This window comes from Fortiea contorta PCC 7126 (assembly GCF_000332295.1).
In the GTDB taxonomy this organism is placed as follows: domain Bacteria; phylum Cyanobacteriota; class Cyanobacteriia; order Cyanobacteriales; family Nostocaceae; genus Fortiea; species Fortiea contorta.
Genome location: NZ_KB235930.1, coordinates 2,146,741 through 2,164,434, shown reverse-complemented (window position 1 = coordinate 2,164,434; position 17,694 = coordinate 2,146,741). Strand labels below are relative to the sequence as shown.

Here is a 17,694-nt window from a genome sequence, read left to right as displayed (position 1 = left end):
GGGAGGGGTCTTGTCGATGTGTCGCCTTCTTTTTTCAAATTGGTATAACACATGAAAAAGGGCACAAAATTTTTGTGCCCCTACTAATAATTCACGTTCTCATCACACACAATGAAAATGTCTTTTCCCCATTTCTAAACCCCTAACCTGCTTAACGGCGAAGCAAACCCGCTAACAAAGGATCAGTAGTAGAGGTACTTCCAGTTGAACCACTAGTTGAACCACCAGAAGATGTGGTACTTCTATTACCTAAACTAGACACAGTAGGATTAGTACCACTACTTGTACTCGTATTGCTAGAAGGTACAACATTTCGATCACCTAGGCTAGACAAACTAGGAACACCAGGATTATTTGTACCAGTAGAACCGCCCGTGGAATTAGTAACAACACTACCGTTAATTACCAACCTCTCGTTAGTTGTCAAATTAATCGTGCGGCTATTAATCACAACAATTGATGACCGATTATTTTGAATAGTTTCTAATCGAGAAGAACTATTAATCATCGTTGTATCATTCCCATCGTTGCCAAATATATTCACCGCAGCGTTAGTTAACGTGGTTGAATTATTAATTGCTGTATTCACCACAAAAGTGTCATCACCACTTCCACCCTCAATATTCAGCACAGCCGTGTTGCGGTTCACTTCAATGGAATCATTACCACCACCCATTTTAATACTAGTAACGTGGCTTGTTCCTAGGATATTAGTTCCTAATACAACAACACCATTCACAGTTTCATTTAATACGTTACCTTGAGCATTGAGTTTAGGGCCAATACGGAATTTATCATTACCTGCACCGCTTTCAATATTAGTTGCTGCACCCGTATTTAAGATGGTGAAGTCATTACTACCAGCGCCTAACTTGAGGTTGAAATCTCTCACACCACTGTAATAAATACCTTCACCCAGACCTAATCCAGTCAACAATGTATCTGTTAAAATACCAACACTGTTAGCAGTATCGTTGGAGTTATCGACATTCAAAATATCGAAATTATTTTGCGTACCTCCATATACATTCAGGCGCTTTTGAATGTCTCTAGTACCCCTGAAACCAGCCTGACTGCTACCGACATTCACGATATCATTATTTCCACCTGTGTACAGGTTAGTGGTAGTAGCCAATCGCCGAATATTGAAAGTATCTTTATTGTTGTTACCGTAAATTGACATTGCTTTGGCATAAATCCAACCGTCAATGGTAACTGATGCTCCAGCAGTATTTTGATTGGTGTAATCTCCTTGAATTAAGACATTATTTCCAGCTTCAATAGTAGCTGTTGAGTTGATGCTGAAATTGTTACTAACTAGGAAACTGACATCTTTTGCAGCTCGTAATTTAGCATTGTTCTGCAGATTGACATTGTTTGCAGTTATATTTACATCCTTTCCAGCCTGCACCACACCACTATCTACCAGCACTATATCTGTTCCCGTCAAATTAACTGTATCTTGTGTACTAATTGCTTGTTTGAGGTTGATTCCTCCAGATAAATGTCTAATATTAATCAAGCCTCCCGTTATCACATCTAATGTGCCTGTCGTCCCTAAGAAAGCAGTCGTTCCCTCAAAATTCGTATTTGTGGTTTCCGCATTAATGGTAATATTGGTTCCCGCGAGAATTTGTTGATTACTATCAGAAAAACTGCCAAATTTATAGAGAGATGAAATCGAGTTGTTGGTTTTATTTGTGGTTTGACCGACTTTTAGATTAACCTCGCCAATATTGGCGCTCATTCTTTGGATATTTACCGTTACTGGATTGATGTCCAGAGCTTTTGCAGTTAAATCTAAGTAATTGGAAATTTGCGATTCAACCTTAAGATTAATGTTGCTAGAAGACACACCAGCAGTCACTGGACTGTAGCCTTGAGTCAATTGAGCCGCAATGCGTTGACCATTAACACCAATGCTACCGTTCTTAGCGGTCATGGTCAAATCGCGGGTGATAATCTTTTGTACGGTTCCTTGGCTGAAAATATTACCACCACTGTAAAGAATAGTGCGATCGTGGGGATTATTAATGACACCTTTGAGGATTAAATTGGTAGCACCCGCATTATTAATCGTAATTAAAGTTGAGTTAGCTGCTAGGGAACTAGATAAATTAGTGTAACTGATTGTTTTGCTGACATTAACTCGGCTGTAATCCGGTGTAGCAGATCCAGAACCAGTAGATATAGCATTGATGTCATTAATAATCAGATTCCTAGTAGAATAATTCTGAATTTCCACCGTATCGAAGGCAGGATCAATCGCTGAATACTTGCCATTATCAATAAATGAGCCGCCTGTAGATACGTTCCCAGAACTAAATTTTATTGCTCCATTACCCGTAGCATTAATGTTAGCAACATCGATATTTTTACCATCATCAGTGAAAGTAACATTATTACTCTGAGCTAAGATTTTACCAGTTTCATCAATGAAGAGTACAGGATTCACTGCTCGTGCCAGGCGAACAACATTGGAATTGAAATTAGTATTAGATATTGAATTTTGAGAACCGTGTTCTTTTGATCTACCAAAATCAAGAGTGATGACAATATCGCCGAATGGAGTCCAGATTCTCAGTTCCCAAGCTTTCTTGCTATATGCATAGTTCGTGTTATTAAAGCTATCAAAACCTGACTTCACATTCAGAGAGTTGACAGTTAGGGTAGAGTTGGCATCCGTATTAACTGCTGCGATCAAATTCGATTCATTTGTGGCATCTGAATCAGTTTTTCCACCTAATCCATCACAACGACCTAGGGCGGTGGAGTTAGTGTTGACATTTTTGAACAGAGCAGTGAGATTGAGTTCGTCGGCTTTGAGAGATGCGCCAGAACCAATGTTAGTTGTCGTGCTGGTGTTGTTCAGGTAAATATTAGATTTAGCTTGGATAATACCAATTAAACCTGCAGCCTTGGCTTTAGCTAAAGCATTGACATTCAAGTTATCAACCACAGACTCAACTGTTAATTTTCTGGCTTCTAAAGTAGCAGCATTAACATTAGCTTGATTAACTCCATTTACACTGACGGTAGCAGTGCCATAAGCAAAAGGTACTAAGCCACCACCACTAGCATTTGCCTGAACGTTGCCATTAGTATCACTAGAAGAACGAACCAACAAATCTCTTTGAGAATTAATATTTACCTGATCAGCGATCGCTGTAATTGTGTTGTGATTAACCGTGAGAGTTGTTGTTGCTTTTCCTGCTGGAATCACACCACCTGCGGTACTGTCACTGGAAAGATTAAATTTGTTATCCGATTTACCATTAATCGTCACATTGCCAGCAGCCTTAATCTTCGCACCCAGCCTGACATCTGTATAGTTATTATTGCTAATGCTGGACTCAAGTGTACCAATGCCAATACCGATTAATCCACCTGTATTAGTACTCGCAGCTCCAGTTAACTGGATATTGGATATACCCTCAATTTTCACATCACCCGTGGTTGTAATCGCCGCACCGTTACCCACATAGGTTCTCATTGTAGACCCAATATTGATCGTCGTCTTAGCGCCACTACCAGCGATCGCTGCTCCTGAAGATGCTTGCGAATATGCAGAGAACACCTGATCGCCTGGGCTGGGTAAAACTATCGACGCCGCCCCTCCTGTGGAGAGCGAATGTTTTATACCTGTTGCTGCTGCGGAATTCAAATCTAGCAACAGATTCTGCTGTCCTGTACCGGCGCTAGTTAAATCCACCACATTTTGTTTGACAAACAGATGTGCTACACCTTCACCAGTTAACCCGGCTGTATCAAGCCCGATAGCAGCGCCGCCTTTTGTTTTCGACAATTGGAAATTAGTTGACGTTGAGCCAACAACATAGTACTCCACACCCTCTTCTAAATCGGTCGAAGCTGCTGTGAGTTTTTGACTGCTAGAGTTCGCACTCAGAGCAATTGCAGTACTACTTTGAGCGTTGGCAGCAGAAGACGCTAGTTTTATAGTATTGTCGTCAACTTTAATGGCGTAGTAAGTTGCACCATCTGTTAAGCCTACTAACGGAGTTGTTCCAGCTTTATAGGTGAGAGCCTGTCCTGTGGTAAAGCCATGATTCGCTACGGTAATTTTGTCAGAGTTGGCAGTGCTATAGGTAAAGTTAGCCTCATTCAGAACTTTCAGCCCTACAGCAGTAATCTTATGACTTGTTCCCGCTGCGGCGCTGGTAATATCAACTGCAGATCCGTCCAATGTTGTAGACAAGCGGAAAGTATTGTCATCTGCATTGATGACATAGTATGTCTGACCTTTATTTAATCCACCCAGTGCGGTTTCATCAGTGCTGTAAATTACTTGGTCGCCATTTTTAAAACCATGACCGGCAGAATTAATCTTGTTGTCTTTAATGAGAGCGCCTTTGTCCGCATTGCTATTGAAGATGTTACCCTCATCACCTGTGTCAGGAATGTCATTGGGAGCGCTAACTGTAAATAAAGCAGAACGCTTTTTGTAAACAACCGCGTCACCATTTTTTAAATCATTAACGACGTTACCCTTTTTATCAGGTGCTGTTTTGATTGTTGTTACCCCCGCAATTGTTGTCATGTCACTGAGCACAGCGCCTTCAGTCACATCTGATGATAATTTGTCGGGGTCTTGCAATTGAATCGTACTGGAGTCCACAACTTTGACAATGTAGGTTTTACCAGAAGTTAAACCTGCAATCGCTTGGCCCTCTTTCGCTTCATAAACTACTTTTTGTCCATCTGTAAAGCCATGTCCTAGAGAAGTTGCTTTTAATTGTTGGGTAGCAGAACTAATACCCAAAGCAATTACTTGATTATTTTTAGCATTTTCTAAGCTAGAAGCTAGTTTGAAAGAGTTGTCGTCTAGCTTAATTACGTAGTAGGTTTGACCATTAGTTAAGCCATCTAATGGAGTTGAGCTTGATTGATAAGTGATTGCTTGCCCGTTTGCCAAGCCATGATTAGCTAAAGTAATCGTGTTAGCATTGGCAGCGCTATAAGTAAAGTTAACGACAGTATTAGCAAATTTGATCGTGTTGAATTTTGCGTCAACAGTGGCTGCATCAAACTGAGTGCCTAACTTAATCACTTTATCGTTTTGAGGATCAACAATGACAGTGTAAGATTCCTTGTCTTTTAGTCCCTCAATATCCTTACCTCCACCATTGGAGTAAATAACTGTATCTCCTGTTTTCAGTCCAGTACTGTTATTAAAGGTGATAGTTTCTGCTGTGTTGTTGACTGCACTAGCGGGGTTGAATGATGTATCAGGAGCGGGAGCAGTCGGGGCTACTTTGCCTAAATTACCAGAGACAGTAACATTACCAGCCAAAATCGCTGTGTTAGCACCGATATGGGTATCGATGTTAGCGGTGGAATTAACTTCCGAGAACGCCAACCCTACTCCCAACAACCCATAACTTGCTCCTTTAGTCGCCGCATCTCCATCTATGGGGACACTAGAAGCCACTTTGACATCTTTCGCAACTTTGATTGTGTTATTGTCGCCAATGTATGCTGCGACATTCGGGCTGACGGTAGCGTTAGTCACAGCGCCACTACCAGCAAGAACACCACCAGTAGATGCTTGACTAACGGATGATACCGCTTCTTTAGCGATCGCTTCAACAGTCAAATTATTAGTATTATCAACCGTAACTCCGTTATCCAGATAAGCTTTAGTTGTGCCAGTTTCGCTCACATTAGCAATCACAATTCCCGCCGCAGCTAGTCCATAAGATGCACCTAAAGCCTGTGCATTAGCGTTAGAAGAAGATTGAGCAGTGACATCAACATCATTGGCGCGAGTGATGATAGTGTTTTGACCAACATAAGCCTGGGAGTTATTTTGAGAACTTAAATAGGTAACAGCCGCCCCCAGCCCGACTAACCCTGCGGAACCAGCAACAGCTTTGACTATCGTCGAGTCTACAAGAGCATTAGAGTTAATCTTAATATTGCCACCAGCCACTATAGAATCATTACCCACGTAAGCTGATGCATTGTGCTGAATATTAGCAACTCCTACTGCACCACCAAGACTAATTAAGCCACCTGATAACGAGCCGACTGCCACATTCAGCTTAGTACTTTCATCAGCTGTAACAATTAAATTGCCACCAGCACTAGCAGAGCCGGCGATATATGCTGTGGTTCCTTGAACGATCCCTGGGTTAGTAGCAAAACCGTCGGCAATATTTTTCTTGGTAGTAATATTCGACTTACCATTGCTATCTTTACCCATGTTGTCCATGTCTACTAATTGCTGATTTAATTTGTTTTGTAAATCAGAATTACCATCTTTATCTTGCAGTGACTTAGCGCCCTCCCCAGACATACCACTGCTGACGTTGATGATGGAGACTGCACCTTGGACACTGACGCCCCCGCCACCTTTAGCCACAACATTAGATGTTAAAGATTTTTGAGTTCTCGCCTCGACAATTAAGTCTCTATTGGCGTTGACAAGAGCACCTTGAGAAATTACAGGATTAATAGTGTCAATGTATGCAGTGGTAGTGTTTTTCATCGTCGTGATTTCTACACCGACACCAATTGCCGCTAACCCACCACCGACAGTTCCCGCGTTGACAGCCACAGTACTATCATTGAAAGCCTTGATATAAACACTTTGTTCCGGAACTACAGAAGCAGCATTACCATTAATCGCCACGTCCTTAGCGTAGGCTTCAGTCGTGTTAGCAAAGGTATTAAAGGCTACGCTAGCCACGAAAGCAAATGCCCCACCGCCGGCACTACCAACGCTAACGCTGAGATTGTCTTTGCTTGTGGCTAATATTGCTACGCCTGGTAAAGATTCTTGATTGGTAGTGCCATCGGCTCTAGGAATAGTAATGCTTTGTTGACCGATGGCATCCACAACAGAATTATTGACGTAAGCGCGGGTGGTATTATTGAGGTTATTAATAGCGATTGTCCCCGCTGCACCCACAAATCCTGCCCCGATAGTTCCACCTAGAGTAGTTATGGAATTAAGGGAATTTGCTAAGACACCGACACTGCCTTTAGCCTTAATAATGCCGTTGTTTTGCACAGCCGCAGAGACATGATTACTCATTTGGTTGACCGCGACCGAAGCACCCGCACCGACTAATAAACCGCCAGAACCACCAGCCGCGATGGTTCTAATGATGCCCTTACCATCCGCGTTGACCAGTGTATTACCGCCTGTATTAATTGTTGTGTATTTGCCATTATCGGCGGTCACATAAGCCTTGACAGTGTTACCAATATTGTTGTAAGCCACCGCCGCACCAACCCCGCCGACGCCGATACCAACGCTGATTTGCCCGGCTAAAGATTCAATTGTGGCATCATCTACCGCAGAAATTACTGCATCCTTAGCAGCAGTAATAGTGGCATTGGCAGCATAAGCAACAGTGGTATTCGTAATATTATTGACGGAAACAGAACCTGTGAGTGAGACACCGCCAGAGATACTCATACCCACCGATTTACTAGCGATCGCTCCAGTATTTTTAGCTATAGCTGTGACACTTTCGGCTTTGGAGGTAACAGTACTATCACTGATCGAGGCTTGTGTGACGTTAGCAGAATTGTTGACAGCCAGAGCCGCACCAGCCGCCGCACCTCCCGCACCGGATAATTGTCCAGCGACAGATTCAATGATGGCAGTGTTTGTCGCGTTTAAGTTGACGTTACCCTGAGTGCTGATATTTGCACCATTGGCAATATTAGCCCGCACTGTGTTATTGAGGTTATTAACTGTCACAGCCGCACCACCAGCAAATGAGCCAGCGCCAGCGCCACCCACAGCCGCTGAATTAATTGTGCCTGTGGAAGTGGCACTGAGGTTGAGAGCACCGACTGATGTCGTCACTTTTGACTTGTTCACCTCAGCAATAATTTGATTGCTGATGTTGTTGGTAGCGGCTGAAGCACCCATCGCTGCAGTTGTACCAGCAGACACTGAACCTGCTATGGCTTGAATACTGGAACTATCAGCGGATTTTAAGGTCACGTCTGTTTGAGCTTTGACTTGAGCAGCATTGGCTATATACGTACTCGCTGTATTGCTAATGGTGTTAATCGACGCAGCACCAGCAACACTAATTCCCACTAAACCTATTGACGCCGACACTCCCACTGATAAAGATGAGATTTTCGATGTTTCCGTCGCCGTTAATTCAATAGCGCCAGAGGTAGCTGTCAAGTTCTTACTAATATTTTGAGCAAAGGCGCGGACATCATTAGCAATCTCGTTGACGGCTATGGATACACCAATTGAAATAGCGGCGCCAATGGCGAAGGTTGCTGCTAGAGAAGCCGCAGCAGCATCAGCTTTAATTGTGGATGCATCGTTGGCATTTAAACTAATGCTGCTAGTACTAATACCGCTGGTGCCATCTCCATCGATGTAAGCTTGAACTTTCGTGGCAATTTTATTGTGAGTACCCACACCAGCACCGCTGAGAGATGCACCGCCAATTCCCCCCGCAATTGCCATAGAAACAGATGCAACAGTGGATTCTATCGTCGAACTAGAGAGAGCGTTGAGACTCAAGGCGCCACTGGCGTTAATACTGGAACTATTCACATAAGCAGTCACTTCAACTGCATTTTGCTTCAGGTTGACTTGTCTCCAGTCGGATACATTCCCGTAGTCAGCAGATTTCAAATTAACAGAACCGGGTTTACCGATATATTCGTAGATATCACCCGCTCTAGCTCCTGTTTCGATGAGAACTCTGTCACCTTGACTGAGAGATTGCTGACCACTGCCTGTGGTGTATTTACGGCTTGTATTTGTTAAATCCAAATCCCAGCCAATTTGGTTCCGAGCTACTCCCACCCCAATCGAGGCGGCGACTCCCGCTGTACCACTAACTCCCACACCGACGGATGCAGCTACAACTGTGGCGAGAATGCTAGCCGTGTTTTTGGCGTCCACTTTCACTGCACCAATGGTATTAATCACACTATCTTTGATATATGCATTAGTCTTGGTGGCAATTGTGTTAGTGGACTCAGCACCTGCACCACTGATTCCTATACCCGCAGTTCCAGAAATTCCTGCAGCCAGAGAAGCGGCGACTGATACAGCTTTAATAGTGGCAATAGTGTTAGCAGAGAGGGAAACATCACCCGCTGCGGTTTTCACGAAGTTATCAGCATTCTGGATGAAAGCTTGCACTTCATTAGTGACTACGTTACGGGCTAGGGCGACACCAACCGAGCCACCAACCGATGCAGTACCGCTACCAGCAACAGAAAGGGAAGCCGCACCTGCATCAGCGGTAATCGTAGACGAGTCTTGGGCAGTGAAAGCGGCAGATTTGACTTGAATACCCGTTGCACCATCACCATCAATGAATGCTTTCACCAAGGTGGCAATCTTGTTCTCCGTGCTCACACCAGAACCGCTAGCGGCAATCCCCGCAGTTCCACCGCCAGAAATAGCAGCAGCACCAGCACCAACCTTGGCGTTAATCGTGGCGCTGTCAGTTGCACTCAGCTTTAAATCTCCATTAACTTTCAAACTGGAGTTTTGTATATAAGCTTGAACTTCAGAAGGTTGGCGGGTGCTACCGTTATAGCCAATGAAGTTATTAGCAACAGCAGCCCCAATCGAGACACCCACACCCGCAGTACCACCACCACCGAGTGCCACCGATGCCGAGACAATGGTGGCGTCAATTGTTGCTGTGTTCGTTGCAGCTAAAGTAACTCTACCAGCACTATTAACCACACTACCACTGATGTAGGCATTGGTTTTGGTGAAAATCGTATTAATCGCCGCCGCACCAGCACCACTGATTGCCACACCTGCAGTCCCGCCAAAACCAGCTGCTAAAGAAGCGGCAACTGATAAGGCTTTAATCTTGGCATCCGTAGTCGCAGATAGTGCGATATCTCCTGTAGTCGTCGTCACAGAGTTATTTGCACCCTTGATAAATGCTTCGACTTCATTAGAGATTAAGTTACTAGCTATTGATACACCAATTGATACAGAAACTCCCGCAGTACCACCGAATGATACCGCAAGAGAAGCCGCACCTGCATCAGCCGTAATTGTCGAGGAGTCTTTAGCATCGAGAGTCGCTGTTTTGGCTTGAATACTTCTCGTGCCGTTGTTATCGATAAATGCTTTTACCAAAGTGGCTATTTTGTTCTCAGTACTCACACCAGAACCGCTAGCTGCAACACCTGCAGTTCCCCCACCAGAAACTGCCGCTGAACCAGCACCCACCCCGGCGGTGATTGTGCCGTTGGAAAGAGCTGTTAAACTCAAATCACCATTAGCAGTCACACTGGAATTTTGAATATAAGCTTGGACTTGGGCAGGTTGGCGAGTGCTACCGTCATAACCGATGAAGTTATTAGCCACAGCCGCACCAATTGACACTCCCACGCCCGCAGTTCCACCACCACCTGCTGAGACTGACACCGCCGCAATCTTGGCGTCAATGGTTGCGGTGTTTTTGGCAACTAAATTAACTGTTGCTGCACTAGTGACTAAACTATCTATGATATATGCGTTGGTCTTGGTGAGGATTGTATTAATTGCCCCTGCACCAGCCCCACTAATGTTTATACCCGCTGTACCACCACCACCAGCCGCAATCGAAGCGGCAACTGATACAGCACTAATACTGGCGTTAGTGGTGGCAGATAGTGAGATTCCACCTGTGGTAGTCTTCAGAGAGTTCTTGGCTTTGCTGATAAATGCTTCAACTTCGTTAGAGATTAAGTTACTAGCTACAGATACACCAATTGAGAGAGAAACTCCTACAGTGCCACCGCCACCAATAGCGAGAGAAGCAGCGCCTGCATCAGCTTTGATAGTTGAAGAATCGCTAGCAGTGAGTGTGGCAGTTCTGGCTTGAATTCCCGTCGCGCCATCACCATCGATAAATGCCTTCAATAAGGTAGCAATTTTGTTTTCTGCACTGACTCCCGAACCGCTAGCAGCGACTCCCACCTTACCACCACCGGCGACTGCGGCAGAACCTGCGCCTACTCCGGCGGTAATAGTGCCATTGGTTGTTGCACTCAGCTGCAAGTCTCCACTAGCATTGACGCTGGAGTTTTGAATATAAGCTTGAACTTCAGCAGGCTGGCGACTATTGTCGTTATATCCAATAAAATTATTCGCAACAGCAGCACCAATGGAGACTCCCACTCCTACCTTACCGCCAACACCAACTGCTACCGATACTGCAACGATAGTGGCAGCGATCGCACTGTCATTTTTAGCACTGAGATTTACTGCTTGGACGCTGTTTATAATGCTGTTAGCAATATAGGCGTTTGTTTTGCTCAAAATTGTATTGGTAGCCGCAGCGCCCGCTCCACTCAAAGCAGCACCTAATTTACTGGGATCGACTCCCACCGCGATGGAAGCAGCAACTGATACAGCACTAATACTACCTTTGCTGGTAGCTGATAGTGAAATACCTCCTGCGGTTGTGGACACAGAATTGTCTGCGTTCTTGATCGCTGCTTCAACTTCATTAGAGATTAAGTTACTTGCTAGGGCTACGCCAATCGCAAGTGACACTGCACCATTTTTACCTACTGCTACGGCAATGGAAGCTGCACCTGCATCAGCCTTGATTGTAGAGGAATCTTCAGCTGTGAGAGTAGCGGTTTTTGCTTGAATGCCTGTTACTCCATCTCCATCAATAAATGCCTTCACCAAAGTAGCAACTTTGTTTTCTGTGCTAACTCCTGAACCACTACCAGTGAGGTTCGTTCCCTTGGAAGCAGCTACAGCAATAGAACCAGCGCCTACTTTGGCTGTGATATTTTCATTGGCGATCGCACTCAGTGTCAAGTCACCATTAATCTTCAAGCTGGAGTTCTGAATATATGCTTGGACTTCCGATGGTTGACGATTACCACTACCGTTATACCCAATATAATTATTGGCAACCGCAGCCCCAATTGCCGCACCTGCTCCTGTCTCAGCGCCAATAGTGACGGAACCAGATATCGCTATTACTGTGGCGTCGATGGTAGAAGTATTACTGGCTTTAACCGCAACATTACTGATGCGGTTTGTCAGGTTAGAATTATTCACATAGGCGTTAGTCTTAGAAAGAATCAGGTTATTAGCTCCAGCACCACCACCACTGATGGCTATTCCTGTTTGTTGAGCTTTGGCAACAGACACCGCTAGTGCAACTGACTGTGTACTGATACTAGATGTGGTCAGGGCTTGAATGTTGAGGTTGACATCTGTATTGTTCGAGGAACTGACTGTGGAACCGTCAATGTAAGCCTGAGTTGTGTTGTTAATCTCGTTTGTAGCTACAGATACTCCCACCGAGATCGAGGTTTGCGATCCACTATTGGATGCCAATGCTAAAGCACCACCGCCAGAAAATGCACTGATTTTAGCGTTATCTGTGGCAATAATAGAAATAGTGTTTTGACCACCTGCTTGAATCGTAGAATTAGCGATCGCTGTAGTGATACCGTTATTGATAGTATTAACAGCAACAGAAGCTGCACCTGAACCTGATAAAGCACTATCACCACTGGAGACACCAACAGCCAACCCACCAGAAACTACACCAATTGCACCGCTAACCGTTGCAGAGATATCTATCTTCCCTTTCGCTGTAATTTGGGAACTATTGCCAATAATAGCCTCGGTTGTGCCACTAATCTTGTTAATGGATACAGAACCAGCTAAACCCAAATTTTTCCCACCACCGACACCCAAGGATAAAGCTTTAATTTCTCTATCAGTTGTTGCTTGAATGCTGACATCGCTTTCGGTTGCCAAGTTAGACTGGTTGATAAATGCTTTGGTGTCGCCAGAAATGCTGTTGTAAGCAACTGCTGCACCAAAACCAATTTTTTTGCTAACACCAACAGCACCCGCAAAAGATTGGATGCTGGATTTATCATTGGCCGTAACAGAAAGCAAACCTTTGGCATTTTGGCTTCCCTTTTTGGTATTAGAAATAGATGCTTGAATGGGGGAGCTAATTTTATTGATAGAGACAGTACCCGCGCCCCCTAATTTGCTTTCTTGTCCGAGAGACAAACCAAGAGAAGCGGTAACAGCCAGGATTTCATTTTCCCTGCTGGCGGCGATTTCTAATTTACCAGTGTGATTAAGCGTAGAATTATCAAAATAGGCTTTAGTGCCACCACTAATATCGTTTAGGGCAATTGCCGCACCAAATCCAGCTTTGCCACCATAGCTAACTGCTCCAGCGATCGCTAATATTTTGGCGGTATCTTTGGCATTGAGGCTAACATCACCTTCGATGGTGGTATCAGTGCCATCAACAAAAGCTTCAGTGTTATTGGCGATTGTATTTAAAGATACGGAACCAGACACTGCATAACCATCTTGGCTGGGTGCGCCTGCACCACCCGCCGAGAGCGCAAACAAGTCTCCACTGCGAGTTGCACTGAGAGAAAGTTGATTTGCTGTCAGGGAAAGCTTTTTCCCATCTGCTGTCTCACCAGAGATGTAAGCACTGGTTGTACCGTTGAGCGTGTTCATACTGAACGAGCCGGCAATACCAGCAGAAGTTTTACCAGGGTCTGATGTGGCAAATGCTACTGAGCCGGAGGCAGTTCTCATTGCCGAATCATTTGCGGCTGTAATCGCCACTTTATCGGCTTTGATTGTGCCTGCATCTTTGATGTAAGCTGAAACTTTATCCGTGGCGGTATTTATAGACACATCACCAGAAATACCTACACCCGATCTGCCTTGATTACCCTGGTCGTTAGACGTAGTACCACTTTGAGTACCCGTGGATGTTGTGGAACCTGTGGATGTTGTGGAACCTGTGGATGTTGTGGAACCTGTGGATGTTGTAGAACCTGAAGCTAAACTAGCTGCTGGATCTGTAGATACTGTTGAAGGTTTTTCGGGGGGTTTCTCTTTCACAATTGCCGCAGCTAGCGAGAACGCCCACAGACCGCCCTTAGCTTTGGACTCAACTTTGATATCTCCTTCAACATCAATTGAGGTTTCTGTGCCGACAGCGCCAGTTTGATTACCGATCAGGGCGACTGTTTCTCGCTCCATGTCGTTAATCGTCACGGAAAGTCCGATACCCAGGTTTTCGCTTTTGGCAATACCGCCTACAGCAGTGATACGGAGTGTTTCGTCATTGGCGGTAATTTCTAATCCTCCGCCTGTAACCTTAACACCGCTTTCTAATTGGGCGATCGTCTTGCTTTCTTGATTGGTGTAAGAGAATGTACCGCCTACTCCAAATTTACCGCCAGCCCCACCTGCTTGAGCTAGGTTAAGGTCGAATCCAGTAGATTTGGCATTGATGGTTAAACCGCCATTAGCGCCAGTATTGATTGAGCTACCTGTTTCTACTTTGGCGATCGTGGTGGTGTCATTAAACATCAGGAAGAAGGCTCCGCCAACCCCTCCTTTACCATCGCTAGAGCCAACCGGATTGTAAATTGCTAAAGGATCTTTTTTCTGGACTAACTCTTGTGCTGATTCAATTGAGAGATCGAATTTGAATACACCTGTGACGTTAATCAGTTGCATTTCTGTTGTGGCTTCAACAGAAACACTCTGGTCGTCAGTTTTCGGCTTAAATTCCTGGTTCTGATTTATCTTTGCACCGGATTTGACAATTGCCTGAGAATTGTTGGTAAATTGCTGATAGTTTACCGAACCAGCTAAACCGACTTCTCCCTTAGTCTTTGAGGTACTTACTGCCCAAGAATTGAGCAGTTCACTTTGGATACCTAACTTGCCATCCAAATAACTGGTTACGCCACTAAATCCCTCTTCTTTTAATGTTTTTCCTACTTCGCTGGGAATAAAACGTGATAATGGTTCTATGCGGAAGGGATAAGCAACTTCGGATGTGATCCGTACGTCCTTGCTAGCATCAATAACTGCATTACTTTCGATTGTGGTTTGGGCATTGTTGCTATAAAGTCCAACGATTACTGCTGCACTCGCTGCTGCCTTCTTCGCTTGGTTGTTTGAACCTTCGGGGTCTTCTGTCGATGCTTCTGCGGCAGTTTTGATGTTTTCTGAGACACTTGCCTGGACGCTAACATCTGCCTTAGATGTTAAAACGGCATTGCTACCCGTAGTTGCAGTAACATTGTTGTCTATCTTGGAAAACACAAATGCCCCTGCCCCAGTTACACTAGAGCTGGCACCACTACCACCAGAATTTGAGTTTTTGCTGTAGTTATCTTCGGTGAGTTTTTCGATGAGTTTGTTGACAGCAATTTCTGGTTTTTCAATATTGTCTGCGATTGAAGGATCTCCACCTACGCCTGCGGTGGCATCAGCGGCATCTTCACTTTCTAGTTGAGCAACAACTCGGATACCTGGATCTTTGAGGATGTGAGTCTTACCTTGTACTCCCTCTGTATCGAGGTCGATAAATTTTTCATCTTCCAAATCGGAGGCAGATTCTGCTAATTTGATCGTGTTTGTATCCACGACCTTGACAAAGTATGTGGTGCTGTCCTCTAGTTCCCCAATATTGGAGTCTGCATCATTATTGTTTTTGTAGATGACGGCTTGACCGTCTTTAAAACCGTGATTCGTAATAGTAATAGTATCTTTATCACTACTTACTGCCGATGCGGGATCAAATTTATGTTCTAAGGTGCTACCTGAGCTAACTTGACCACCTACAAAGGTGTTAACGTCTGCTTTAGAGAAGCCTAATCCTATGGATATTCCGGCTTTACCATCAGCACCGTAGGCTCCTACTTCAGAACTAGCTTCTCGCTCTGTTTTACCTTTAGCGACAATGTTGGCATTACCGCCCGCCTCGATTGATGCGCCTTGAGATACGGTGGTTTTAGAAGTCAATGTGGCATTAGCGATCGCTAACGAGATTGCTGTTCCAGTTGGATCTGTGGGAGATTCACCCAGATTCTTCAAGGTGCGGGTGGTCATTTTAGCAACGGCATTGGCATCGGATAGGATGTTGACATCTCTATCTGCCTTGATCACGGCACCCTGACCGATTGTAGTCGTTGCAGATGCATTAGCACCGCTATAGCCAATGCTGAAATACTTACTCAATGCTTTGGCGGTGCTATCTGCTTTGGAGGTAGCCGAAATCTCAATATCTCCACTACTAGTAAGTTTGGCATTATTGCCCAAGGCGACACTTGCTGATGAATCTCTCAGGACTACACTAACTGGCAAAGACGCAATCGCCTCACCATAGGCTAATAAAGGTTTGACTACAAAACCGTTGACAAATTTATTTATTTCATCGGTGGGATTTTTGTCTGATGCTTCTGCTTTCAGCGAGATATTTCCAGCTTCCAGAAAGACATTATTTTCTAAAATTATTTTGGCTTCTAAGTTGTTGACAACGTTACCAGGTAACAGATTTAGTAAAGCATTAGAGTTATTCTTAGCCTCAAAGAAAATATCGCCAGGGGTATTAATTTGTACTCCTTCTAGAACACTAATGCTCTTGGCTTCTATTTTGATGTTGTTGAGTCCGTCACCACCAACCCAGCCTCCTAGAGTAACTTTACCAGTCGCTTTGATCGTTAGGTTATCTAATACACCTACGCCATCTCCGAGAATTTTACCTAGATTACCAAGGGTCAAATCACCGGTTACATTCAGTGTGGTGTCACCCGTAATGATAATGTTGTCGTTAAAAGTTGCGCTACTGAGATTCTGAGTACCAGAATAAATCGGCAGAATAGATTTGTATGCTTGCAATACTGAAGCTTGGAGGGGAAGGTATGAAGAGATGTTTCCTGTGTGTACCTCTAATGTCCAGTTACCACCTAAATCTGCACTTCCTGTCACATCATCAGAAGCTGCTACATCTGCTCCTGTAATTTGACTGATATCTTGGATAAAATCTTCACCTATTATTCCTGCGGCTACGTTACATCCATAAAAGAGTAAATCTCCCCCTTGTTTGAGAGATTGTCCCCAAGTTGTCAGCGAATTTTGATAATTCCCTAAATTGCTTTGATTTAAAACTGTATTACCTAATTCAATAGCTCCAGATGCACCATGACTGAAAATATGAATCGCATCTAGTGCCTGATTTTGAGAACTTAAAATTTGAGTTATCTGGTTAATTTCATCCCAATTGCTATCTAAAACTACAACCTTTATGTTCTGCTCTAAACCCTGAACTAGGGTTTGATAATTATCTAACCGAGAATCAACAAAAGCAATTTCTTTGCGCCCATTTATTGACAAATTATCTGTTTGGTTATTATTGATGATTCCAGTTAAGTTGGTAGCAGGCAATAAAGGATTGAAATCAGCTTGAGAATTTTCAGTGAACATATTACCTTTCTTTGATTGAATATAGTGTTTGTTAAAGAGAAATAGTCTAGAGGAATCTTAAATGATTTGTAAAAATGGCTATGTCTTCATATCCCAATACGTTCATTTAGAGTTAGAAAACAAATTTTGTGTAGGTTGTATTGAGGCGCAAGCGAAACCCAAAAAATTGCAGGAATGTTGGGTTACTTTGCGGGTCTACGTTCCTCAAACGCCACTTCATTCAACGGGGGGGGAAATACGCACATGAGTGGTTCCCCAACCTACAATTTCCTTAACTAAAGTCCTCACTACAAAATGACACCCATCATAATTAATGAGACAGACAATTGGTGGGCTCAAATTATTGTGATGACAGTAAATTGAAAGTATTTCATGCTGCGTCTGCTCATGAAATAAAAATGCAAGTTTATAATGCCGTCACAGAATATGTATTA

General features: G+C 44.0%; 1 protein-coding gene. It reads right to left on the bottom strand.

All coding sequences use genetic code 11. The annotated features are described in order from the left end of the window. Positions 1–151: 151 nt before the first annotated feature. The gene (locus tag MIC7126_RS30325; RefSeq protein WP_017653012.1) at positions 152–17,260 is read right to left on the bottom strand and encodes a DUF4347 domain-containing protein; all 17,109 of its coding nucleotides are present in this window, start codon (positions 17,258–17,260) and stop codon (positions 152–154) included. Positions 17,261–17,694: the final 434 nt, after the last annotated feature.